Below are 23,223 nucleotides of genomic sequence, written 5' to 3'. Positions count from 1 at the left end.
TAAGTAATTAACATGATATAAATGGATATATTTAACTACCTAACTTTAAATTACCTCCAAATAAAGTTTTGTCAATAGTTTTTTTCAGAAAAATCAGAATTAATTCCAATTTTATTCATAGAGTTAAATTATATTGTGACTTTTAATTATTCACTCTATTTACTGTAGAAATACAGTAATATTTTCAGGAACAACATAAAATCCAGATAACTTCAAATAATCATTCAGTTCCATATCGATCAAAAATAACCATACTTCCATAAAATTATAATGATTTTTTAACAACACACTTGTTTTACTGTATAATTACAGTAAAATATTTTCCCCACCAAAAAACTCACATCCAAAACGGAATGTGAGTTTTTATTAATCTAACAATGATAATCTTACTGTATTCGATCGTGTGCCTGTTTGATCGGTCAATGGGTTGTATGGCACGATGTAGTAGGTACCTTGATCAAAAATGGACATCTCTGATAAAGTAAATTCACCTTCTCCGACGACACGTCCGAGATATTGATCGGCATCTTCGACTTTATCTAGCGCAATCAGATCACGATAAACAGCACGCATAACACTTCTAAAATCTACCCCTGCATGTGAATAGAACCTCTGATCCTCAATCGCAATAAATGCTTCTTGGACGTGTTCTGGAATATCTCCTAACTTGACAAGTTGGCGATTTTCTTGATAGAGTCTGCCTGCATACTCACCGTCTTCGGTTATCACTTGTGTCGTCGCAGGTAAGATGAGTGCCGACTCAGCAACGATTAAACGACCACCAAAGATGATCAATAAAAACCCAGTTAAACTTAATGCTATAAAAGACGCGATTAATCATATCGGCCATTTAATCCAACTTTGATTAATCCATTTCCATATACGAATTAGCAACGCTTTTATTTTTCCCCACAAAAAAACCACCCCACAATCTGATCAAACTATATGTAACTAATACTGGATAAGACATATGTAGTCAAAACTATTAGTATTAGTTTATTGATCGATTATGAAGTGATTTATTTATAATAATTGATGGCGGTGAGCATAGACGGCTGCTTGTGTTCGGTCATGAACTTCTAATTTTCTTAAAATATTACTGACATGTGTTTTAACTGTTTTAATTCCGATAAATAACTGATCGGCGATCTCTTGATTTGTTGCACCGTTTGCCAAGCAAATTAACACTTCCAATTCGCGATCGGTCAATTGATCGTGTAGTGTTGGTTGTTTACCTTGAAAACGAGTCATCACCTTATGTGCCACCTTAGGCTCAATTACATTTTCACCATGATAGGCTTTCTTAATTGCACTAACAATGTCTTCGGCTGATGCGGTTTTTAATAAATAGCTAAAGGCACCCGCTTCTAATACCGGAAAGATTTGTTTGTCATCATAATAGCTCGTTAATACGATTACTTTACAGTCTGGAAGCACTTCTTTAATTCGTTTCGTTGCATCAATTCCATTACCATTTTCCATAATTAAATCCATTAAAACAACATCCGGATTTTGCTTTAAGACGACTTCAATTCCCTCTTCGCCACTACTTGCTTCACCAACAATTTCAAAGTCTTCTTCTGTTTCCAAATATGCGATGACACCTTTCCTAACAACATCATGATCATCGACTACTACAATTCGAATCATTCATCCGCCTCCTTTTTAGGAAATGGAACACGAATATCGATGTATGTTCCGATCCCTTTCTTTGTTCGTAAATTGAACTGGCCTCCAATTTCTTCACTACGCTCACGCATTGTTTTTAGGCCATACGAGGTTTTCATTTGATCAGCTTGCTCCCAGTCAAATCCTTGACCATCGTCAGCAATATGAACAAATAAATGCTCTGGTTCAGATTTAAGAATAATTTTCACTTTACTTGCATCGGCGTGGCGTAACGTATTCGATAATGCTTCTTGAATAATTCTGAAAATATGTTCCTCGGTAAAGCGAGGTAATTCATCAAATTGATCAATAATAAGTTCAAAATCAATGTCACTCTTAGTCTTTAACTCAGCAATTAGGTTATGAATCCCGTCACTTAATGATTGATTAGATAAATGGATAGGTCTTAGATGTAGTAAAAGTGCACGCATTTCATTTTGTGCCTTCATCGCAGTTTCTGCAAGATCTTCAACCTGACTTTGCGCTTTTTCTGGATTCATTTTTACCGTTCGAACAACAGCCTTTGACATCATAGCCAGAGCAAATAGCTGTTGACTGACTGAATCATGTAAATCACGAGCCAATCGTTGACGTTCTTCGATTGTGGCAATTTTGTGAGCACGCTCAGCATAGGCAGCTTTTTCATCAGCCAGTCGTTGTAAATAATGAACTTGATCACCTAATTTTTTTGCTAGATCATTTAACTCAACACCAATACGTGACACTTCGCCTTTTTCCTCTAAGCGAAATCTCGTATGATAATTTCCACGTGATAATTGCATAATCATAACTGATAAATCATCAAATTGTGATTTCAATCTACCACTTGAACGAAAACCAATTAAAATCGCAATTATTGATCCAATGATAAAGTGAATAATTGAAAATAGCATAATGGTTGCTTGATCCAACCAACTAGGATCTATAATCAAATCGATTAATGTTAGCGTAACTAGAATAATCAATGTTAAAAAGGCAACTGTCGTCAATTGAGCTTGAATGTAAGAGTAACGAATCGAATTTAACTTTTTGAACAAGTGCATCACCTTCCTTAAATTCGATCAACCCTGATAGAACCAGCATTTAATTTTAAATTAAATGTTAACTTACGTGTTGCTTGCTCATAACCTTCTGTTTCATAGATTAATGTGCGATTAATTCCTTGAGATGTTTGATCAATGACAACAACCTCACCAGCATGCACTGTCGCACGAACCGAGAAATCGACATGATGCGGTAAAATAATATTTATATCGCCTGCTAAACCATGAATTGTAATTGGCGTATCCTGATCAGGAATAAATGCTTTTGTAAAATCCATTGTATGGTCACCAACAACGTTCCAAATATTCGTTGGCTCTACTTTCCAATTTGTTTTACTGTAATCATAATCACCAAAAATGACACGTTCTTTTTCTCCATCTTTATTCGTATTCAATTCAGGATCATTTGATTCATAAAAAATCTTCATCTGTCTTTTTCGCGGAATACCTAAATAGCTTAAACCAATAAATACCAATACCATTGGCCAAAGTTTATAGACATCCCAAAATTCAAATATTATATAATTAAATTGATCAAGTAACAACAATGAACCAAAGATAATTAAAAATAGCGGTACCCAAATACCATTTAATCCTTTAAAGGCTTTATATAACCATTTTAACCCGACCAAAATGAAGAAGCTTGGATAAATATAAGGCCACCAATCACCTATTGTCCATTCTACGAGATCAAGATTTTCTAAGACAAGAATAACTCCTAATAAAACAATCGCTATCGCAAATAAACTACGAAAAAAACGACTTCCCATCATCAATCACCCTTTCTATTTATAGTTTTCTAGTCTAATTTTATTCTTAATTCTATTATACTGAATAAAAAAATAACCGACACAATCTAGAGCATGGTTTTATCTCAGTCTTAAGTATGAGTTTCTATTACTTTAGGTGTTGAACTAATGTATCATAATTCATCTCACACCTTTAATGTATTAAAAAAGATTCACAAAAACAGATAAGTATTTGTGAATCTCTATAATCATTCAATTGATCTTTTTCCTAACATAGATTCGCGCAAATCCCACGACAAACACAACGCCTACTAATAACACAGAGCCAGCTTGCCAGAGATCTGACGTCAATAGGCTAATGATAGTAAAGATTAGTAGCTGTAGTATGAGTAGCTGTTCAATTAACTTGATAAGCGAACGTTCTCTATCGATTACTTTAATCGGATATAAACTCCCCAAAACCTGAGTTCTATGGTGATACCATAGCGGTATCAATTGAATCCCTGTAACAAATAGAAAGAGAACATTAACTATAAGTATTATAATGATATGGTCAAAATAAGCAAGTAACACAGAACCAATGAGTGTTAGTCGAAAATATAAACCAAAATAATCAGCAGATCTAACAAATGTAATCCGATATAAAAACGAATAACTATTTTCCTGCTTAAAGCTAATTCTCTTTGTCATCCAAGCAACTAATAAACGACGTTTTTTAATTGATAATTTAAACTGTGGTACATCAGTAAACATACTTGCCAGTCGGTAAAAGCTTTGCATTCGTTGCTGGTCTTTTGCAACTAATTGATCCCACGCTAAGGCAAATCGATGACTATAATAATAGAAATAAGCAAATAGCGCAAACAAACCAACAGTTAATATGCTTGCTAATAAAACTTGTCCATTCATATAGCTATAAAAAATAAATAACTGCAGGATTAGGCGCGTCAATTTTCCAATTCGGTGTATCGCCTTATCTCTTACACGCAACAACCACCAATTCAGTAAAAAATGCCATCCTTTAAAAAAGACTAACATAAATATGATGACAAGGTAGCTTTGAGCTAACCTACTCGCTTGATAAAGTGGGGCTAAAGCTGCAACTACAATCGCAACTAAATAAAGCTGTGTGATAAAACTATACAACAGAGTGAAATTAAAATATTGAGTTAACTTTTTTTCTGCTGGAAATAAAAAGACTAAATCAGCTTCTTTTAATAAGTTTTGAATCGGGTTATAAAGGGCAACAAGTGCAAACAAACCACTCACTATCCAATCCGTTGGAAAGTTCTCTGGTAGTTGATTTAACAATTGTTGATAAAAAACAGCCCCCGCCCCGATCAAAAATAGAATCGCAATCGCCAAGTGACCATTTAAAATAAATTGAAGATAACGAATCGTTTCTTTAACATGGGCGCTAAATCGCTCCTTAAATAGTTTTTTACTATCCATCATTGCTTAACCTTCCTTTGTCAGTTGCAAATAGAGATCGTCTAATGTACTCGTTGGCATATTAAATTGCTGTCTTAATTCATCAATTGTTCCAGATGCCCTTATATCACCCTCATGTAAAATCACAAATCGATCACAATAACGCTCTGCTGTTGCTAAAATATGTGTAGACATTAAAATGCCTGCACCACGTTCTTTTGCTTCTATGATCCGATCTAACAGTGCCTGAATCGCTAATGGGTCTAATCCAACAAAAGGTTCATCAATGATATACAACGGTGGGTCAATTAAGAACGCACACATAATCATCACCTTTTGCTTCATCCCTTTAGAAAAGTGAACTGGGAAATAATTTATTTGTTTTTCTAAACGAAACATTTTTAATAGTTTAGGTAATCGTTCATCAAAAGTCTTTTGATCTAGGTCATAAGCCATGGCGGTCAATTTTAGATGTTCATATAAATTTAACTCTTCATATAGTAATGGTGTTTCAGGTATGTAACCAAATTGTTTGCGAAAAAGCTCTGTATCTGATTGATTCGTATAGCCTGATAACGTGATATTGCCTGTACGTGGTTCCATTAGTCCAATAATGTGTTTAATTGTAGTACTTTTCCCGGCACCATTTAAGCCGATTAAGCCTACAATTTCACCAGGCTTAACGTCAAAAGAAATACCATGAAGAACATTTTTATGTGTATAGCCACCAGTTAAATTTTCTATCTGTAATAAGTCGGACATACCGTCCCCTCCTCATACTTGGTTAAACAAATTTTTGCTAAATGAATGAATTTCATAATGACTTAATTGGCTATAAAACACGAACAATTGGGTTACAGGTGACGCGGTGATTTCCACTCTAGGCGGACGCTTTCCGCGGGATCGGCCTCAGCTAATTGATAAAAGCTTTCCAAGCTTTTATCACTGGATCTTCGGACACGATTGTTCCCGCTGGAGTCGCCGCCTGCCGTTCTAATCACTTGATTAGGCTTCTTTATTTACGTATGATATTGTATTTTTATTTGTAATTGTTCGTGTTCTTAACTAGATTTTTGTATTATGAAATTGACTCAAATATCAAATAATGTGTGAATGTCAGTTATGTATATAAATTTTACCATTATTGAGACTGAAAGCAAACAGTGACATATTGTCGTATTTTTGCTATGTTGAGTGTTTTAATGATAAAATAGGGTCAAATTAATAAAGGAGTGAATGTGATGTCAGCTGATCACAACTGTATTTTTTGTAAAATTATCGCTGGCGAGATCCCGTCTGCGAAAGTTTATGAGGATGAGCATGTCTTTGCATTTCTTGATATTAGTCAGGTAACAAAAGGTCATACTCTAGTGATACCAAAAGCTCATGTGAAAGATATTTATGAAACTAGTGACGAAATCGCAAGTCAGTTATTTGCTCGTGTACCTAAAATAGCTCAGGCAATTGAAAAGAGCTTTAATCCAAAAGGCATTAATATTCTGAGTAATACTGGTGAAGCTGCTGGTCAATCAGTATTTCATTTACATCTACATTTAATTCCAAGATATGATGAAACGGACGGCTTCTCACAAAATTGGGTTACACATAATGATGATTATACCAAGGAAGACCTGTCAAATATTGCAGAAACAATTGTTCAGAATATTTAGTATTTACTTTTAATTTTAATATGGTATACTTAAAAAAACTTCGCATTTGGCAATGAGTGCACAAATGGAGGTTAAAATGAGTTTAGTTGAGGAGAGATGAGAATGAGAACGAAAGATTTAATTTTATTAGCATTATTTATGGGGATCGGTGCTGTTTTACACATGATTTCACCTCCAATTTTATTTGGAATGAAGCCTGATATTATGTTGCCGATGATGTTTCTAGGGATTATGTTGTTCCCTAAAGTAAATTACGTTATTGTCGTGAGTCTGGCTACAGGTGTCATATCAGCGCTAACTACAGGTGCACCAGGTGGTCAAATATCAAATATGGTAGAAAAACCGATTACAGCATTTATCTTTTTTGGTTTATTATTAATTATTCCTAAAGCAGTAAATCAAAAGATTACAGTCCCTATCTTAGTTACGGTTGGTACGCTTGTGAGCGGTTCAGTGTTTTTAATTATGGCACTTTATGTTGTTGGATTAATGGAAGGTGCATTTACTGCACTATTTGTTGCAGTTGTATTACCTGCCGTATTATTCAACGTTATTTTTACACTGATACTCTATCCAATCATTCAATCAATCATGAAAAGATCAAACTTTGAATTTGCATAATATATCAATAAATAAGCATCCACTGTTTAACTGGTGGATGCTTTTTAATTTGGTTCAATGTCAAATAGTATTGGTATGTTTTATAATTAGTCGAGAATAAATTTATCTTAGTTTTAATAAAGATACAACTTGCTCACCGCGGATGAAGCTTATCATCTATTGTGAATACTTGATCCTAAAGAGGAAATTATAAACTTAGTTTAGACGTCTAGAAAAAACAGTTATCTACTTCGAGAAAATTATATTGGATTTTATTTTTTGATGTTTGACTGAACGAAATAAAGAGAAGATAATAGTAAGTAGCAGTAAGTAGAAAGGAGTGTAAACGATGGCTAAGGGCAAATCATTATTACTAGGTTTTCTAGCTGGTGGTATTATAAGTGGAGCAATCGCTCTTTTGAATGCACCTAAGTCTGGTAAAGAGACACGTGCAGATTTGAAAAAACAAGCTACAGAATTAAAGGATTCATTTGAACATGTTAAAGAAAATGGTAAAGAGTTATCAGAACAAATTATTAACACATCTAAAGAAGCTGCGAAACTAATTAAAGAACTTTCGATAGATGTGAAAGATTCACTTGAAAGTTGGCAAGAAACAATTAAGCCACATCAAGAAAATATTAAATCTTATTTAAAACAAATTGAAGAACGACTTAATGAATTAGAAAACCAAACAAAAACAATTGAATCAAAGTAAATAGCTGTAGATTGGGCTTTTTTAATAAAGCCCTTTTCTTATTTGTTCATAAAGCGATTACAAATTTTCTATAAAACGATTCAGTCCATCTGTAAATAGTGATATTCTTAAGAAAATAAGCATTGTATAGTAGCAGTGTTTTTAAGTTATTATCTATGAAAAACAAATAGGGAGAGAATCTAAATGACTATAAGTAAATCAGCGTTACTCGGGGTATTAGTAGGTGGGGTCGTAAGTGCGTCGGTCGTCTTGTCAATTGAACCAAAATCTAGACAAGCAATCTCTGAGTAAATTATTAACAAGTCAAAAGAAGGATTAAAATTACTTAACGGGGTTTCTATTGACCTTAAGGATTCACTTGATAGCTACAAATCTAAAGATCATCCTTATCAAAGAAATATTAATTTTTCAATTCATATGCATCAAAATAATTACAACTAAAAGTCTTGCTGGATCTAGTTGATCATAATTAAGCGGTAAGTAAATTAAAAGCTGATCCTTTAAATTTTTTTTTAGAGGATCAGCTTCTTGATGACTTGCTTTTATTATTCATTTGTGACAATTCCTACAATATTAAACAATTACTTGATTTAAATTAATTTTATACCCAAGCTGCTCCAACAATTACTAACAGGATAAATAAAACGACGATAAAAGCAAAACCACCATAACCGTGCTTACCTTTATGACTCATTTTTCATACCTCCTTCATTATTACATTAATATGTTATGCCCCAATTAAGAAAGGGCATGGGCTTTTTAACGATTATTAGTAAAAAGAGTGGAATTTTACTTTAAATGATTTATTTTTGCTAAATCTATGTTATATTAACATTTGAGAAAAATAATTAGACTTAATAGTCTTGAGTAAATGGGAGTGTAACTATATGAAGAAATTAGCTATCGTAGCAACAATTTCAGCAGCAATTATCGGATTATCAGCATGTTCAAAAGCTGACCCAGAAGTAGTTGTTGAAATGGATCAAGGAAATATAACTAAAGAAGAGTTTTACGAAGAATTAAAAGCAGCGAGTGGTGAAAGTGTTTTACATAGTTTAGTTTACGCATCGATACTTGAGGATAAATATGAAGTTGATGATGAGCAAGTTGATGAACAAGTTAACGCAATGAGAGATCAGTATGGCGAGCAATTTGAAATGGTTCTTCAACAATACGGATTTGCTTCTGAAGATGATTATCGCGCAACATTAAGATTACACTTACTTGAGCAACAAGCTGTTACTGAAGATATTGAAGTTTCAGATGATGAAATTCAATTACGTTATGATCGTCTTTTCAAAGAAATTGAAGCAAGTCACATCTTAGTTACAGATGAAGACCTTGCAAATGATCTATATGACCAATTAATGGATGGCGCAGACTTTGGTGACCTAGCTAGTGAGCATTCTAGAGATCCCGGCTCAGCAGCAGATAACGGTTCGCTAGGCTACTTCACAGCAGGAGACATGGTTAAAGAGTTTGAAGATGTAGCTTATGAATTAGCTGTAGATGAAATCAGTAAACCAGTAGAGTCTACTCATGGTTGGCATATTATTAAAGTAACTGACATTCGTGATACAGAAAGAGAAATCGGTTCATTTGAAGACATGAAAGCACAATTAAGAACTGAAATTGCCTTACCAAAAGTAGATGAAACAGTTGCAATGACAAAAATGCAATCATTACTTGAAGGTGCAAACATTAAAGTCAACATTAAAGAATTTGAAGACTTATTTACATTTGAGGACATCCCAGAGTTAGATCAATAATAACAAGTCAAAAGCATATTGGTGAAAACCGATATGCTTTTTCACATTTTATTTTCAATAGGATTTTACTTCAATCTACGTTACAATAAATTTAATAAATACCTTCTAAGGAGCGAGAGAAATGAAATTGGAATCCAATTATTTTTTTGGACAAATACCGATCGAAATTGAAATGAATGAAGAAGAAATAGATTATATACAACAACGTTTTCCTGCTCCTGAATTACCGAGCGGGCAGAATGTTTTCTCAATTGATGATCAAACTGCTGGGAATCAGGTTAAACAACGCTTACTATTAAATGATTATGAAGTGCGACTCACTCGGACAAATAAGAATTTTCTCAGACTCTCGTTTAGTAACAATGCTGGGATGATTCAAGCGAAAATGTGGGACAATCAGGGCATGATTAACCGTGTCCTACCACTACTTGAAGAGTATTCAGTATTTGATGTTGAAGCAATCGTTGATGACTATAACAATCAAAAATCACTAACTATTAATCGTCTTACACCTGTTGATGAGAAAATTAATCCATTTTCATTACTTCCTTACACAGATGAAGATTACAATCATTTAACAATTGAATTATATAGCTACCTTGATCAGTTAGATGAGCCTTATTCAACCTTAGCTAAAGAAACACTCTTTCTTTTCTGGTCTGACTTTAGTATCGCTCCTGCAGCAAAAGGACATCACCATAACTACTTAGGCGGACTACTAAAGCATACTGTCGGATTAATGCGAATTGCACGTTATATTCTCAATGAACAAAAAGGACATATCGAAGCAGTTATTACATTGATTAACCTAGTTGAAAAAAGCTATAAAAAAGATCTTTACCTTGCATATAAAAATAATGAGCCACTTAATTACGCATCAACATGGAATCAAACAATCGACCATCTCTATACGATGACTACTGGGGCAATGAATTTTAAAGACCAAAGCCCTGATTACAATATTTTAATTGTGTCAATTTTGTTTCATGATCTTGGAAAAATACTTGAATATGACCATGCAGGATTATCACATAAAGCATTTGAAGTACTTTTCCCAACAGCAAATCGCGAAAGCTTAGAAACTCGTAAACAAGCTGGTATCAGTATGGATCCGCTTGGTGTTATGATTGGCCATATTCCATATGGATTTTTACTATTCAGCAAGCTACTAGAGCAATTTAACATTTCACTAGATATCGATGCTGTTCATCAAATTAGTCACTGTATTTTATGCCACCATGGTTTACCAGAATGGGGCTCAGCAGTTAAGCAGCCTCAAACAATTGAAGGCTACTTAATTCATATCGTTGACTACTTAGATAGCCGTTATGAAAATGCCAAATAATCATATAAAAAATCAGAGCACGTTGAACTGTCTTTTTTCAAGGGTTAGGGGCAGTTCACATATTACGTAGCTCTGATTTTTTATTATCGTGTAAGTCTAAATTTTTTAGCTTAAAATGATCACTCTATCTTCTACTTTATCACGCAATTGTTCATTTGTTGGTATATCTTTCGTGAAATATATAATTTGATGGACATCACTAAGTCCTTCTAAAATACGCTCCATTTCCTGCTTTCGTTGCTGGTCAAAATGAACAAACCCATCATCAATTAAGAATGGTAACTGAATATGCTCAGCTAACCAACTACTGATTCCTAATCTAATCGAGACAAATAATTGGTCCATCGTCCCTTGTGATAACTCCTCAAGCTGGTATGTTTGCTGATCTGAAGCTAGTAAAAATAATTGCGTATGATCTAGATCAAAATCAATATTCATATATCGTCCTTTTGTCAATTGCATAAAAAATGCGGAAGCTTTTTCTAAAACTACTGGCAAATAAGATGTTTGGAAGATCGTTTTTGTCCTCTCGATTTGCATTAAAGCCAATTGATTGATCAGCCATTCTTTAGCCCCTTCAATCAATTTATCCCTCGTTAAATGAAACGCATGCTTTAATTCAAGCGATGCCTTTGAATGTGCTAGCGTGTTTAAAATCGCTTGTAGATCGGCGTCTTTTTTGATTAAATCATTTAATTGATGATCAAGTGCTCGTAATTCAGCTTCATTCGACTGAATCTTAGCGTTCAGTTCGGTTTTTGTTAAGTAACCACCTGCTAAAATGGAGCCAACTAAATCATCTGGTAAGTGCACTTTTATTTGGCGAACCATTTCTTGCTGTGTTTCTTTTAGCTCATGCCACTGCTGATAAAGTTTTGCTTTTTTAATAAAATCTTCTTCCGAGTTGACCTTTGCTAATGCTAATAACTCGTCCAATTCTTTTTGATATGGAATCGTTTTTGCTTCAGCCTGCTTTTGCTCATCATACATAGTTGTTAAGCGGCTTTCCAATTTATCTTTCCTGTCGAGTAGCGTCTGCTGTTGGAACAGCAAATCCTTAAGCTGATCTAAATAACTTTGAAAATCAGTTTTATCAGCCTTAATGAGCTGACCAAATTGCTCTATTGTTTCCACTTCAAATTGATTAAGCTGCTCTTTTAAATCGGTAAGTGTGGCTTTTAATTGATCACGCTGATGCATAAGGTCAATAATGTCTCTTAAACGACCAGCTAAATCTGGCCAAAATTGAACTGACAAGCTTTGTAGGAATGAAAACTTGCTTTTCTCTTCGTTTATTAATTGTGTCAGTCTCGCTTCCTCAAGCTCTAGTGTTACTAGCTGCTCTTTTACAACATGGTATTGGTCATCAACCTCTTTTAACTTGTTAGACGCAAGCAACAATTGATCACGATGATGATCATGAGAGGTGAGTTTTTCCATTAATAAAATCCGTCGATCATGCCATTCAGCTGTCGCTTCTTCTGTCTGTGTGTTGAGCATGTGTAGCGATTTTTTCCGTAATTTCATTTGTTGCCAAATAAAAATTCCACCGACAATTAGAAGTGCACCTGTTAGTATACTATTTAACAAGCTGTGTTTACTTGATAGAAGTAAGATGATGCTGAGTAGTAGTATACTGATCATTACGATATTAAAGATTCGTTGCGTGTTATATTGCTTTATTAATGGATGATCAGTTTGCTTTGGTTGATATAGTCGCTGATTAATTTGCTCTAATTCTTGCTCAGTCATTTCCTTTTCACGCGCTGATAGTGTTTTAGTTTCAAGCAGCTCGCGCTCTGTGGTTAACGAGCTTTTTTGGTTTATCAATGTTTCAAGTAATGATTTATTCTCTGATAATTTTTGTTTATTTTGAACAGCTTGCTCAGCTAAATCCTGCCAAGTCTGTTCTGTTGTGTAGTTTAACGGCAAATCTTCTAAATCAGCCTCTGTTAAATTAAGCTGAAGTTCATTAAGTTGTGTAGAGATCGACTGATTTTTTTCTTTAATTTGTCGTTCAATTTGATATTTTTCTTGAACTAGTGCCTGATATTCTCTAGCTTGGTTAAGACGCTTTTCAATCTGATTAATGATTTGCTTTGGATAAAGATGTTCGACAAGCTCATCATGATCTGATTTTAATTCAGTTAATTGTCTTTTAATTACTTCAACATCTGCTTGGAGTGGTTGAAGTGTTTCTTTCAACCGCTTATATCGTTCTTCACCTTGCTCAGGAAAATCAATCTGTTCAGGATACTCTAGCAGCTCTTGCTTATTTAAATGGTATGTTTCAATTGCAGGATAAACACGCTGTTGTTCAACTAAGAGGTTCAATTCATTTTTTAGCCTGCCAATTTCTAACCTAATTGCCTTCATCTCAGCTTGATATGCTTGGCTTTTTTCTTGGTGTGCTTGATAAGCCTCGACGGTATCTTCTAACTGTTTTAATTCTTTTTCTTGCTCAGTAAGTTGCTTAATCAATTGATTAAGCCTTGGTTTTGAACCACCCTTTTTAAATTGGTCATCTAATGATTTATTGAGTTGTTTTTCCGTTTGGTAAATTCGATCTGAGCCAGTCATCCCGATGCTTAATAAGATTTCTCCTAACTGTTCCTTGGAAAACCCCCCCTCCACCTGTAAGGCAAACACATCAAAATTGAAGATCTGATTATAAAGCGTGCGATCAACTCCATTTAACTCCTCAGTTAACCAGTCAGGAGCAAGTTTTTGTCCATGTTGATCATAACAAATCGCTTCAGCGTTCGATCGATTATCAACACGCTCAATTGTGTAATCTTGACCATCTGATCCTTGAATGATCATTCGTCCACCTAATTGGCCACCACGCTTCGGCAGGTATCGTTTTCGTTGTTGGGGTGGTAGACCAAAAAGCATAAATAAAATAAATGCACGTATCGTTGATTTACCGGCTTCATTTTCACCTGCAATAACTGATAATTGCTGGTCATTAAAGTCCCACTTTTGATCTTGCCATTTTCCAAATCCGTATATATGTAGTTGTTTAATTTTCATTTTGATTCACCCCAATCAATTGATAGAGGGCAAGCTCTTTAGCCGCTTCAATGATTTCTTTTTTCTCGTCATCAGTCAGTTCTGGTAAAAATCGCTTCGCCTGGCGATGCTGCCACAAATCTTTTGCTGTGGCATTCCAATCAACTTGATCAAATTGCTTTAACAACTGCTTTATAAATGGGTCACGTGTTTTAAGTAGATTTTCGATTGCTTCTTTTTCTTGTTCTACTTTATAAGACTGGATCCAAATCCAATTCCGCATATCAGCTTGTTGTTCATTAAATACATCAATTAAGTCCTTTAAATCACCTTGGTGGTAGTGTTTGATCATTTGCTGTGATGCGTTAATTAAGTTTAAATAAACAATAATTTTCTTCTGTCCAAATTGATTCAGTTTATCGTTGATGAGCTGATAAACCTGATCAAGATCATCACAGTCTTTTAAATCAACCGTAACATTTTCAAATCGAATGAATTGTAACGGTACAAAAGTTAGCTTTGTTTCAGTTTGATCAAGCTCAACTAAATAACATCCCTTTTCTCCTAATTCCTTACTTGATCGGCCTTGCGTATTACCAGGATAGACAATCGCGGGATCCGTTCCTAAAATAGCTCGTTTGTGAATATGTCCTAACGCCCAATAATCAATTTTTTTTGCACGTAAATCACTTAATTGAAATGGCGCATAATTGTCATGCTCATCTGCTTGTCCCGTACTCCCGTGAAGCATGCCAATTTGATATGGGACTCCCTCAATCGGTTGAAATTCTAATGCTTTATTACTTAGTACTGCTTGTTCTAAATAGCTAAAGCCATGAATCGCAACGAGCGGATGGCCGTTTTTGTTAAAAATTTTACATTCAACTTGATCAGAATCAAAGACATGAAGGTTATCTGGATATTTCAGCGTACGAGTTTTCGCATTTAAATAGTCGTGGTTACCATAACTTAAATATACCGGAATATTAGCTTCAGCTAATTTTTCACAAGCTAGTAGAAACTGCATCTCAGCATAAACACTTCTTAATGATTGATCAAAAAGATCCCCAACTATTAAAACAAAATCAACTGCTTCATCAATCGCAAGTTTGACAAGATTGTCTAAAGCTGAAAACGTACTCGATTTTAACTCTTGATAAAGTGAACTAGGTAAAGTACTCATCCCTTTAAACGGACTATCTAAGTGCAAATCGGCAGCATGAATAAATTTAATATTTTCTAGCATAGCTCCTCCTCCCAATCCTTATATTTTAAGGATCAACATTATAATTAATAGTGTCGCCACAGCTTGATGATTAATTTAGGGAACATATTCATAGACTTAATCTTAACTAAAAAATTCTATTAATATAATTTTACCAAACTATTAGTGCGAATGCACGTTCGATGTGGTTGGGAAATATTTTTTGATTATTATTTTAGAAGATTGCGTATTTTGATTAATAGAATGTATGATTTTTCTAAAGTTTAGGGGGGTTTAGGTTAAATGTTTAGGATTTTTGCTTTATCTTAAACATTTGGAGTGTTTCTTAGACAAAACGTTAAAGATTTTTGCCTTATCATTAACATTTGGAGCAGTTTTTATGATAAAAGTTAATGATTTACGCTTTATCTTCAACGTTTGGAGCAGTTTGCATGTCAAAAGTTAACGATTCGCACCCTATCTTCAACGTTTGGTGCCATTTTCATGACAAACATTAACGATTTGCGCCGTATCTTCAACGTTTGGTGCCATATTCATGACAAACATTAACGATTTGCGCCGTATCTTCAACATTTTGAGCGGTTTGCATGACAAACGTTAACGATTCGCACTCTATCTTCAACGTTTAGAGCAGTTTCCGTGACAAAGGTTAATGATTTGGGCGTTATCTTCAACGTTTGAAGCGGTTTGCATGACAAACGTTAAGGATTCGCACCCTATCTTCAACATTTGGTGCCATTTTCATGACAAACGTTAACGATTCGCACTCTATCTTCAACGTTTAGAGCAGTTTCCGTGACAATGGTTAATGATTTACTCCCAATCTTCAACGTTTAAATCATTTTTCACACCAAATGTTAAAGATACACCCTGTCTTCTTCAAAATCTAATAAATATATAAAAACCCGAGCACAGCTTATTGTGCCCGGGCTATATATTAGCGATCTTTTTTTGATAATTGTAGTGCGCGTTTAAAGTCTTTTAAGGATGCACTTCTTCCGTACATCAATACACCGCCACGGTATACTCTTGCACCGATTACAGCGAGGATAATTGTTGTTAATACTAACAGACCTATGCTTAAACCAATTTCCCAGATTGGAACATCTAGTAAACCGACTCTTAAAAACATAACGAGCGGTGATAAAAATGGAATGTATGATGTGACAGTTACTAGGCTTGATTCAGGCATATTGAGGCCAAACATTGAAATCATAAATGCAACGACGATCATCAATGTGACTGGTAGCATAATCTGACCGACATCTTCCATTCTTGTCACGAGTGAACCCAGCATCGCAGACAATGTTGCATATAAAAAGTAGCCAAGAATAAAGAATACAACAGCGTACACATAAGTCGAAATAGGAACATCTGCAAAACCAAACACCTCGAAAAATTCTCCGTTCATGTCTTCGGCTCTACTCTCAATAATGAGATAGCCACTAACTAAGAAAATACTAATCTGTGTTAAACCTAATAACGAGATTCCGATAATCTTAGCAAACATTTGACTAATCGGTGATGAGCTTGAAATTAGAATTTCCATTACTCGTGATGATTTTTCATTAGCAATATCCATTGCGATCATATTCCCGTACTGGAGGACTGCAAAATATAAAATAAACAGCATGACATAAACTAAACCTTGAGCAGCACCAATTTCTTCAGCAGTTCGAGCTGTTGTGCCATCTGCAAGTTCAACCGCAACCGTCTCAAATTTAATAGGTTGATAGATTTCCTCGAGCATAGCATAATCAATTCCTTGATCAGCTATTGCATATGCGTTTTTCAGTTGTTGCAAATCGTTTGTCAGCTGATATTGTATCGACTGGTTAATAAGCTGATCAGTATGATACTCTACTACAAAATAATTATCTGGATCAGGCTTAATATGCAGCAAGCCTTTGATTGCTCCTGATAAAATATCTTCCTCAGCATCAGCCAAAGTGCCTTCATATTCAACAAACTCAAAATTTGCGTCAATCTGTTCATATTGCTCAATTAAACTAGTGTAAATTCCACCTGTTTCATCTATAACAGCAACTTGATCAAGAACATCATCATTATCAAACAAGCCAATAATCCGATCAATGTTACCCATCCCAACGAAAAAGAGTACAAAGATTGCTGTTGTGATAATAAATGACTTTGATTTAAAACGAGACATATACGTATGAGAGAGTACAATCCAAAACTTAGCCATATGATTTACCTACTTTCTCAATGAAGATATCATTTAAAGAAGGTTCTTCTAATGCAAAACGACGAACAAAACCTTTGTTTTTAACTGCTTCCAGAACTGACTGAGAAATATCTTCACTTTCAATTTGTAGCTTGCAACCTTCTGGAGTAATTCTTTGGCTCACAACACCAGGGAGATCCTTTAAGAATGTTAGATCAAAATCAGCATGAATATAAACATTCTTCTTACCAAATGAGCGCTTAACATCTATTAAACTTCCATGAATAATCTGTTTACCTTCTTGGATAATACATAACGATTCACAAAGCTCCTCGACAGTATTCATCTGGTGTGATGAAAAGACAATTGATGTACCGCTTTCTTTTAGATCAATAACTGCATCCTTCATCATTTCAATATTAACAGGATCAAGACCACTAAATGGCTCATCCAAGATTAATAGTTTCGGTTGATGAATAACGGCAGAAATAAATTGGATTTTTTGCTGGTTCCCCTTTGATAACTCCTGAACTTTTTTATCAATATTTTGTGGGACTTCAAATCGTTCCAACCATTTCTCTAATTCCACAACCGCATCTTTTTTGTCCATCCCTCTTAATCTAGCTAAATAGACAATTTGATCCCGAACCGATAATTTTGGATACAAGCCACGCTCTTCAGGTAAATACCCGATCTGATCCGTTCTTTCGTAATTAATAGGTTCACCTTGCCAAGTAATTTTACCTTCAGTTGCATCTATTAAACCAAGTATCATTCTGAAAGTGGTCGTTTTACCTGCACCGTTTGATCCGAGAAAACCAAAAATTTGCTTTTCTGGAATCTCTAATGTCAGGTTGTCAACTGCAGTAAAATTACCAAAACGCTTGGTTACCTGTTCTATTTTTAATGACATGGTTTAACTCCTTTTCCCTTTATTGCTTGAGTAAAATCAAGCTCTATCAATTTAGAATTAACATATTATTCAGACAATAATTCACATTTTTAGTTTATCGTACTTTAGGGGTTTAAACAACTAGTTTTAATTTTGTAGTTACCCTTCCTGATTAAGATTTTATAAAGCTTAATCTTTAAATAATGACATCTGGAATTAAACCCAACTCAAATGCTTTAACAAGAGCTTCCTCCCTAGATGCTACCTGTAATTTTTTGTAAATATTTGTTAAGTTCCTTTCTAAAGTTCTTTTACTCATATATACGTTCTCTGCAGTTTCTTCATTTGTCAATCCTTTAGATACTTCTACTAGTATTTCTTGTTCCTTTTCTGTAAGTATAACTTTTTGACCATTTTCTAGTTCAACTTCATATTCCGAAAGTCTCAATTGAGTAAAAAGGTCAATCGGAATGGTCACTTGACCCTCTATAGCACTCCAAACTGATCGAATTAATTGATCCTTTGAATAAGATTTACTAATAAAACCAGATATGCCTAGATCAACAAAATTATTAAAGCAGCCTGTAATTTCACTATCTGTTAATATAATTACTTTCGCATTGGGTTCATAAGCTAAAACATTTTCGGCTAATTCTAACCCGTTCATTTTAGGCATCTTTAAATAAAAAATGTAGACTTCATACTTATTTTTAGAAATAACTTTATAAGCCTTTTCACTACAAGCCATTAACTCAACATTGAACTTTGGTTCACTAGATAAAAAATTTTTAATCCCTTCACCAACGAGTTCATGTTTATCATTTTACATTCCCCTTTTAAATAAACTCATAAATGTAAAATATCAGTTGAATTATGCTATATTTACCTTATTTTATCATAATAATAGGCAATTATAAAGTTTTAATGTATATTTACATAAGATAAAAAATGTATTTAATTTTTTTACCATTTTAATTACATATAGATACTTTTATAAAAAAATCCCCTTAGAGTTAACAATTTAATTTGTCAACTTTAAGGGGATGTTTCTTAACAGTATTTCACAAGTGGATAAACTCAATCTCTTAAATCAATTTTCTCTAATAAAAAGTGTAGTATCTTCTTTGATTCACTTACGATGTGTGCATCAGTTGTCATCCCTACTTTTATATGTCCAGGTACACCTTTATAACTCACCAATTCATCCTGATCGATTACTGCCTCCGCTAAATAATAGCTTAGTCCTGTTTCTGGATCGTTAATTGCATCCGTACTAATTCTAGTTATTTCTCCTTCTAACTGTCCATATTCTTGATAAGGTAAAGAATGAATTCTTAATTTCACCTGATCACCGACCGCAGTGTTTGCGATATCTTGATTCAAAATCGATAGTTGAACAGTAAATGTCGATTCTTTTGTTTGCGGTACGATCGTTAATACTTCTGTACCAGCTTGCAAATAATCACCTTTAGAAATATTCGTGCGTATATTCACTTTTCCATCTATCGGTGCTGTAACAATATAACTCTTCATCTGATCTTCAAGCAATATTAATTCTTTTTCTAATTGTTCAACTTGTTGCTCCATTGACTCAATATCTGCATTAACTTGTAGTAGGACGTCTGATTTAAAATTCTCCACTGTAGCTAAATAGTTTTCACGATTATAATCAACAACTTCGGTATAATCTTTTGTCATACTTAGCGTATGTTTAAGTTCATTTAGCTGAATCTTTTCTTGGTCAATTTCACTATTAATTTGTAGTAATTGTTGATTCATATATTGTTCTAGCTTTAACTTAGACTCTGTAACCAACTGCTCAGCATTGTCTATCTGATCTTTAGGATCAGTTGTTTCTGGGGTCACTATTGCATCTTCCTCGGATTCTTCATCTGGTACTTGATGACTTTTAATTGATTCATAATATTTTTCTGCTTCTTTAATCGCATTTTCCATTTGATCCACCGTCAATTGAATATCAATATAGCGATTATAATAAGGGACATCTCTTTCAGTAAATAAGTTTTTTTGTTTCTCAATTGCTTCCTTTAACTTTTCCAATTGATCAATTTTCTTTTCAAGATTATTCTTTTGTCTTTGCCACTGTTGGTTTTGAAGGTTTTGATCATCTAAGGCTCGACTAACTTCTAGTGTTGATCCTTCATGCTCTTGCTCCATTAGTGCTAAGTTAGTTTGATATGCTTTATATCGTTCATAAGCTTGACCTTGCTTAGACTCTTCAGTAAATAGATCTTCCTCTTCTCTTATACTTTCCTTCAAGACTTTTAAATGACTAACTTGATCAGTTGCTTGATTTAATCGGTCTTCTAATAGTGATTGTTGCAGTTGTTGATCACTTTGTTTTAATGTGAAAAGAATATCTCCTTGTTTGACTAATTTTCCTTCTTCAAAATAAATGTCTTCTACTTGACTAGCCACTTCATTACGAACTGTACTAATCGCTTCATCTGGACGAATCACGCCACTTGCCTTAATTACCTCATCTATTTCACCAAAATAAGTCCAAATACCAGTAATCACAATTATAGTAATTAGTAAATAGATAAATAAAGGCATGATTGGGTTTGGTTTTGATTCTAATAATTCTCTACTATCGCTCATCTCATTTATATTTTTAAATTCTTCTCTCATTGTGCTTCACCAACTTTTTCAATAGGCGGAAGTTGATCTTTCCACAAATTATAGTACTTACCTTTTTGTTTCATTAAATCTGTATGCGATCCTGTTTCTATAATTCTGCCTTTATCCATTACTAGTATCGTGTCACATTTCATAATTGTGCTTAATCTGTGAGCAATAATGATCGTCGTAATCTCACCACTAATCTCCTGAATTGTCTCAGAAATAACTTTCTCAGTTGTTGAATCCAGATTACTCGTTGCCTCATCCATGATTAAAACGTCTGGATTTTTTAAAATGGCACGTGCAATTGCTAACCGTTGCCTCTGCCCACCAGATAAATTCGAAGCATCTTCTTCAAGCATCGTGTCATAACGTAAAGGCAATTCATTAATAAACTCATGGGCTCTTGCATGTTTACAAGCATGAACAATTTCTTCAAATTCAATCGTATCTTCTACACCTAACGTTAAATTTTCTCGGATCGTGCCACTAAAGAAAAATGTATCTTGTGGAATGTAGGCAATTTTTTCTCGTAAAACATCGCGATTTATATCTTGAATGTTATAATCGCTGATGAGAATGTCCCCTTTTTCTAAAGGGTAAAAATTCATCATTAATTTTGCTAACGTTGTTTTTCCAGACCCACTTTCTCCAACTAAGGCAACTTTTTCCCCCTGTTTAATTGATAGATTAATCTCTTTCAAAACCCAATCACGAGTTCCGTAGCGAAAATCTAGATTTTTCACTTCGATTTGGCCACGTAATGACTCAGGATTTATCTTCCGATCTTCATCTGGTGACTTCTCTGGCTCCAAGTCTAAAATATCTCCTAATCGATCAGATGCAACAACAGCTGTTAATAAGGTTGGTTGTAAATTAATCAAGTTTCTAATCGGATCAAGGAAATAAGCAAGCAATGCGTTAAACGTGATTAACTGCCCAACAGATAAATTCCCTTGAATCACTTGATAGGCACCGACCCAAAGAATGACTACACCACCGACTAATTCAACAAAAGAATTTAATGAACCTTGCGTGTTACTCATTGTGCCATGTTTAAAGATCGTTTTAATAAATTTGATAAAACGCGTTTCTGTTTCTAAATTTGCTTTTCTTTCTGCATTGTAAGCTTTTACCGTTTCAATCCCATTAATCGATTCCACTAAATATGATGTCAGCTGAGCATTTTCCTCCATCTCTTTTCGATTGATTCGATCATATGGCTTTTGATATAACCAAACAATCAATGCATAAATAGGGACTAAGATCGTTGCAACACCAAATAAAAAGCCACTTTGCATATACAATATAACGCCACCGACAATGACCATTAAAACATCAATCATAACCGTTAGCGTCGCACTTGACATTGCATCCCTAACTTTAGACGCATCGTTAAATCGAGAGATAATCTCTCCTACTTTTCTCGTCCCAAAAAAGTTCATCGGTAAAGATAAGACGTGATGATAGTATCCGAGCATTAAGCTAATATCTAATTTTTGTCCTAAATAGAGTAATAACTGTGATCGAAATAAATTGAGAATAACTTGTAAAGTGTATAAAAGAATAATTCCAATTGATATAATATGTAAGGTCTTACTCAAACCATAAGGCAAAATATCATCTATTAACAATTTAAAATAAAAAGCACCTAGGATTCCTAGTACTGTATATAAAATAGATGCAAAAAAGATATGTATAATCAATTTTTTTTGTGGTTTTAATAGGCCAAAGAAACGTTGAAATAACCCCTTTGTTTCGTCACCTTTTTCAAATTGTGGCGTCGGAACCATTAGTATAAGTACACCTGTCCAGATTTGAAAAAATTCTTCTGGTGTTTGTTTTATTAAACCTTTTGCTGGATCAGCAATTAATACTTCATCTTTTGTGATCCGATGAATCACAACATAATGTAACAACGACCCATCAACGACAACATGCGCGATTGCTGGTAAGGGAAACTCTCCGAAAAAAGCTTCTTGATCACCTTTTACACCTTTTGCAGTGAAACCCAATTTTTCAGCGGCCTTGATTACACCATACGCATTTGTCCCTTGTTTATCGGTTCCCGCAACTTCACGTATCTTAGATATCGGTAATTTTAAACCATATTGTTTTGATATTGTGGCCAAACAAGCTGCACCACAGTCAGTGATGTCTTGTTGTTTGATGCAGTGGTATTTTTTAAACATAACATAAAAAACCTCCATAATTATTTCATTAATAGGTTCGTAATTTTGACTTTCATATGTAGTAAAATTCTAATATAGTTA

19 protein-coding genes and 1 pseudogene are annotated in these 23,223 nt (G+C 34.2%); 5 read left to right on the top strand and 15 right to left on the bottom strand.

Features of this window, described 5'->3' with window-relative positions:
* Nucleotides 1-366: 366 nt before the first annotated feature.
* From AXY_RS03860 to AXY_RS03835, 6 genes are all read right to left on the bottom strand, one after another.
* A complete protein-coding gene (locus AXY_RS03860; RefSeq protein ID WP_015009472.1) occupies nucleotides 367-795 on the bottom strand; it encodes a transglycosylase domain-containing protein in 429 nt (142 codons plus the stop codon).
* A gap of 228 nt (nucleotides 796-1,023) precedes the next feature.
* Nucleotides 1,024-1,650: a response regulator gene (locus AXY_RS03855; protein ID WP_015009471.1), complete on the bottom strand. Its 627-nt coding sequence runs from the start codon at nucleotides 1,648-1,650 to the stop codon at nucleotides 1,024-1,026.
* A complete protein-coding gene (locus tag AXY_RS03850; RefSeq protein WP_015009470.1) occupies nucleotides 1,647-2,711 on the bottom strand; it encodes a sensor histidine kinase in 1,065 nt (354 codons plus the stop codon). Before AXY_RS03850 ends, AXY_RS03855 begins: the two co-directional genes overlap by 4 nt.
* 8 nt (nucleotides 2,712-2,719) lie before the next feature.
* A complete protein-coding gene (liaF, locus tag AXY_RS03845) occupies nucleotides 2,720-3,481 on the bottom strand; it encodes a cell wall-active antibiotics response protein LiaF (protein ID WP_155835459.1) in 762 nt (253 codons plus the stop codon).
* A 231-nt stretch (nucleotides 3,482-3,712) separates the two neighbouring features.
* Nucleotides 3,713-4,915: an ABC transporter permease gene (locus AXY_RS03840; protein ID WP_015009468.1), complete on the bottom strand. Its 1,203-nt coding sequence runs from the start codon at nucleotides 4,913-4,915 to the stop codon at nucleotides 3,713-3,715.
* Nucleotides 4,916-4,918: 3 nt separating this feature from the next.
* Nucleotides 4,919-5,653 carry an ABC transporter ATP-binding protein gene (locus tag AXY_RS03835; protein WP_015009467.1) on the bottom strand — a complete coding sequence of 245 codons (735 nt, stop codon included), beginning with the start codon at nucleotides 5,651-5,653 and terminating at the stop codon, nucleotides 4,919-4,921.
* 479 nt (nucleotides 5,654-6,132) lie between these two features.
* Here AXY_RS03835 and AXY_RS03830 point away from each other — a divergent pair, with 479 nt between their 5' ends.
* From AXY_RS03830 to AXY_RS03820, 3 genes are all read left to right on the top strand, one after another.
* On the top strand, nucleotides 6,133-6,561 hold the full coding sequence (locus AXY_RS03830; protein WP_015009466.1) for an HIT family protein: 429 nt from the start codon (nucleotides 6,133-6,135) through the stop codon (nucleotides 6,559-6,561).
* Between the two features lie 102 nt (nucleotides 6,562-6,663).
* Nucleotides 6,664-7,182 carry a tryptophan transporter gene (locus tag AXY_RS03825; RefSeq protein ID WP_015009465.1) on the top strand — a complete coding sequence of 173 codons (519 nt, stop codon included), beginning with the start codon at nucleotides 6,664-6,666 and terminating at the stop codon, nucleotides 7,180-7,182.
* A 328-nt stretch (nucleotides 7,183-7,510) separates the two neighbouring features.
* The gene (locus tag AXY_RS03820; protein ID WP_015009464.1) at nucleotides 7,511-7,879 is read left to right on the top strand and encodes a YtxH domain-containing protein; all 369 of its coding nucleotides are present in this window, start codon (nucleotides 7,511-7,513) and stop codon (nucleotides 7,877-7,879) included.
* 601 nt (nucleotides 7,880-8,480) lie between these two features.
* Here AXY_RS03820 and AXY_RS12515 read toward each other — a convergent pair.
* On the bottom strand, nucleotides 8,481-8,573 hold the full coding sequence (locus AXY_RS12515; RefSeq protein WP_015009463.1) for a YjcZ family sporulation protein: 93 nt from the start codon (nucleotides 8,571-8,573) through the stop codon (nucleotides 8,481-8,483).
* Nucleotides 8,574-8,766: 193 nt separating this feature from the next.
* Between AXY_RS12515 and AXY_RS03815 the strand changes: the two genes are divergently transcribed.
* Both AXY_RS03815 and AXY_RS03810 read left to right on the top strand, forming a co-directional pair.
* The gene (locus tag AXY_RS03815; protein ID WP_015009462.1) at nucleotides 8,767-9,648 is read left to right on the top strand and encodes a peptidylprolyl isomerase; all 882 of its coding nucleotides are present in this window, start codon (nucleotides 8,767-8,769) and stop codon (nucleotides 9,646-9,648) included.
* A 121-nt stretch (nucleotides 9,649-9,769) separates the two neighbouring features.
* Entirely contained in the window at nucleotides 9,770-10,993 is a 1,224-nt protein-coding gene (locus AXY_RS03810) for an HD domain-containing protein (protein ID WP_041450099.1), read from the top strand.
* 105 nt (nucleotides 10,994-11,098) lie between these two features.
* On the opposite strand, the gene AXY_RS03805 is transcribed toward AXY_RS03810, so the two are convergent.
* The 8 genes and pseudogenes from AXY_RS03805 to AXY_RS03775 all read right to left on the bottom strand — a co-directional run bounded on the left by AXY_RS03805 (nucleotide 11,099) and on the right by AXY_RS03775 (nucleotide 23,142).
* A complete protein-coding gene (locus AXY_RS03805) occupies nucleotides 11,099-14,026 on the bottom strand; it encodes an AAA family ATPase (RefSeq protein WP_015009460.1) in 2,928 nt (975 codons plus the stop codon).
* Nucleotides 14,016-15,251, bottom strand: a complete 1,236-nt coding sequence (locus AXY_RS03800; RefSeq protein WP_015009459.1) for a metallophosphoesterase family protein — start codon at nucleotides 15,249-15,251, stop codon at nucleotides 14,016-14,018. Before AXY_RS03800 ends, AXY_RS03805 begins: the two co-directional genes overlap by 11 nt.
* A 916-nt stretch (nucleotides 15,252-16,167) precedes the next feature.
* Complete coding sequence (locus tag AXY_RS03795) at nucleotides 16,168-17,436, bottom strand: ABC transporter permease (RefSeq protein ID WP_015009458.1); 1,269 nt, start codon at nucleotides 17,434-17,436, stop codon at nucleotides 16,168-16,170.
* Nucleotides 17,429-18,328 (bottom strand): ABC transporter ATP-binding protein, encoded by a 900-nt coding sequence (locus AXY_RS03790; RefSeq protein ID WP_015009457.1) that lies wholly within the window; start codon nucleotides 18,326-18,328, stop codon nucleotides 17,429-17,431. Before AXY_RS03790 ends, AXY_RS03795 begins: the two co-directional genes overlap by 8 nt.
* 175 nt (nucleotides 18,329-18,503) lie before the next feature.
* The gene (locus AXY_RS13075; protein WP_269447592.1) at nucleotides 18,504-18,785 is read right to left on the bottom strand and encodes a response regulator transcription factor; all 282 of its coding nucleotides are present in this window, start codon (nucleotides 18,783-18,785) and stop codon (nucleotides 18,504-18,506) included.
* A gap of 36 nt (nucleotides 18,786-18,821) precedes the next feature.
* Nucleotides 18,822-19,115, bottom strand: a pseudogene (locus tag AXY_RS13070) (response regulator); the annotation flags it as partial.
* A gap of 269 nt (nucleotides 19,116-19,384) precedes the next feature.
* Complete coding sequence (locus AXY_RS03780; protein WP_015009455.1) at nucleotides 19,385-20,959, bottom strand: HlyD family efflux transporter periplasmic adaptor subunit; 1,575 nt, start codon at nucleotides 20,957-20,959, stop codon at nucleotides 19,385-19,387.
* Entirely contained in the window at nucleotides 20,956-23,142 is a 2,187-nt protein-coding gene (locus AXY_RS03775; RefSeq protein ID WP_015009454.1) for a peptidase domain-containing ABC transporter, read from the bottom strand. Before AXY_RS03775 ends, AXY_RS03780 begins: the two co-directional genes overlap by 4 nt.
* Nucleotides 23,143-23,223: the final 81 nt, after the last annotated feature.

This window comes from Amphibacillus xylanus NBRC 15112, from assembly GCF_000307165.1.
Taxonomy (GTDB): domain Bacteria; phylum Bacillota; class Bacilli; order Bacillales; family Amphibacillaceae; genus Amphibacillus; species Amphibacillus xylanus.
The sequence above is the reverse complement of the archived record's forward strand: the minus strand, read 5'-3'. Positions and strand labels throughout refer to the sequence as shown.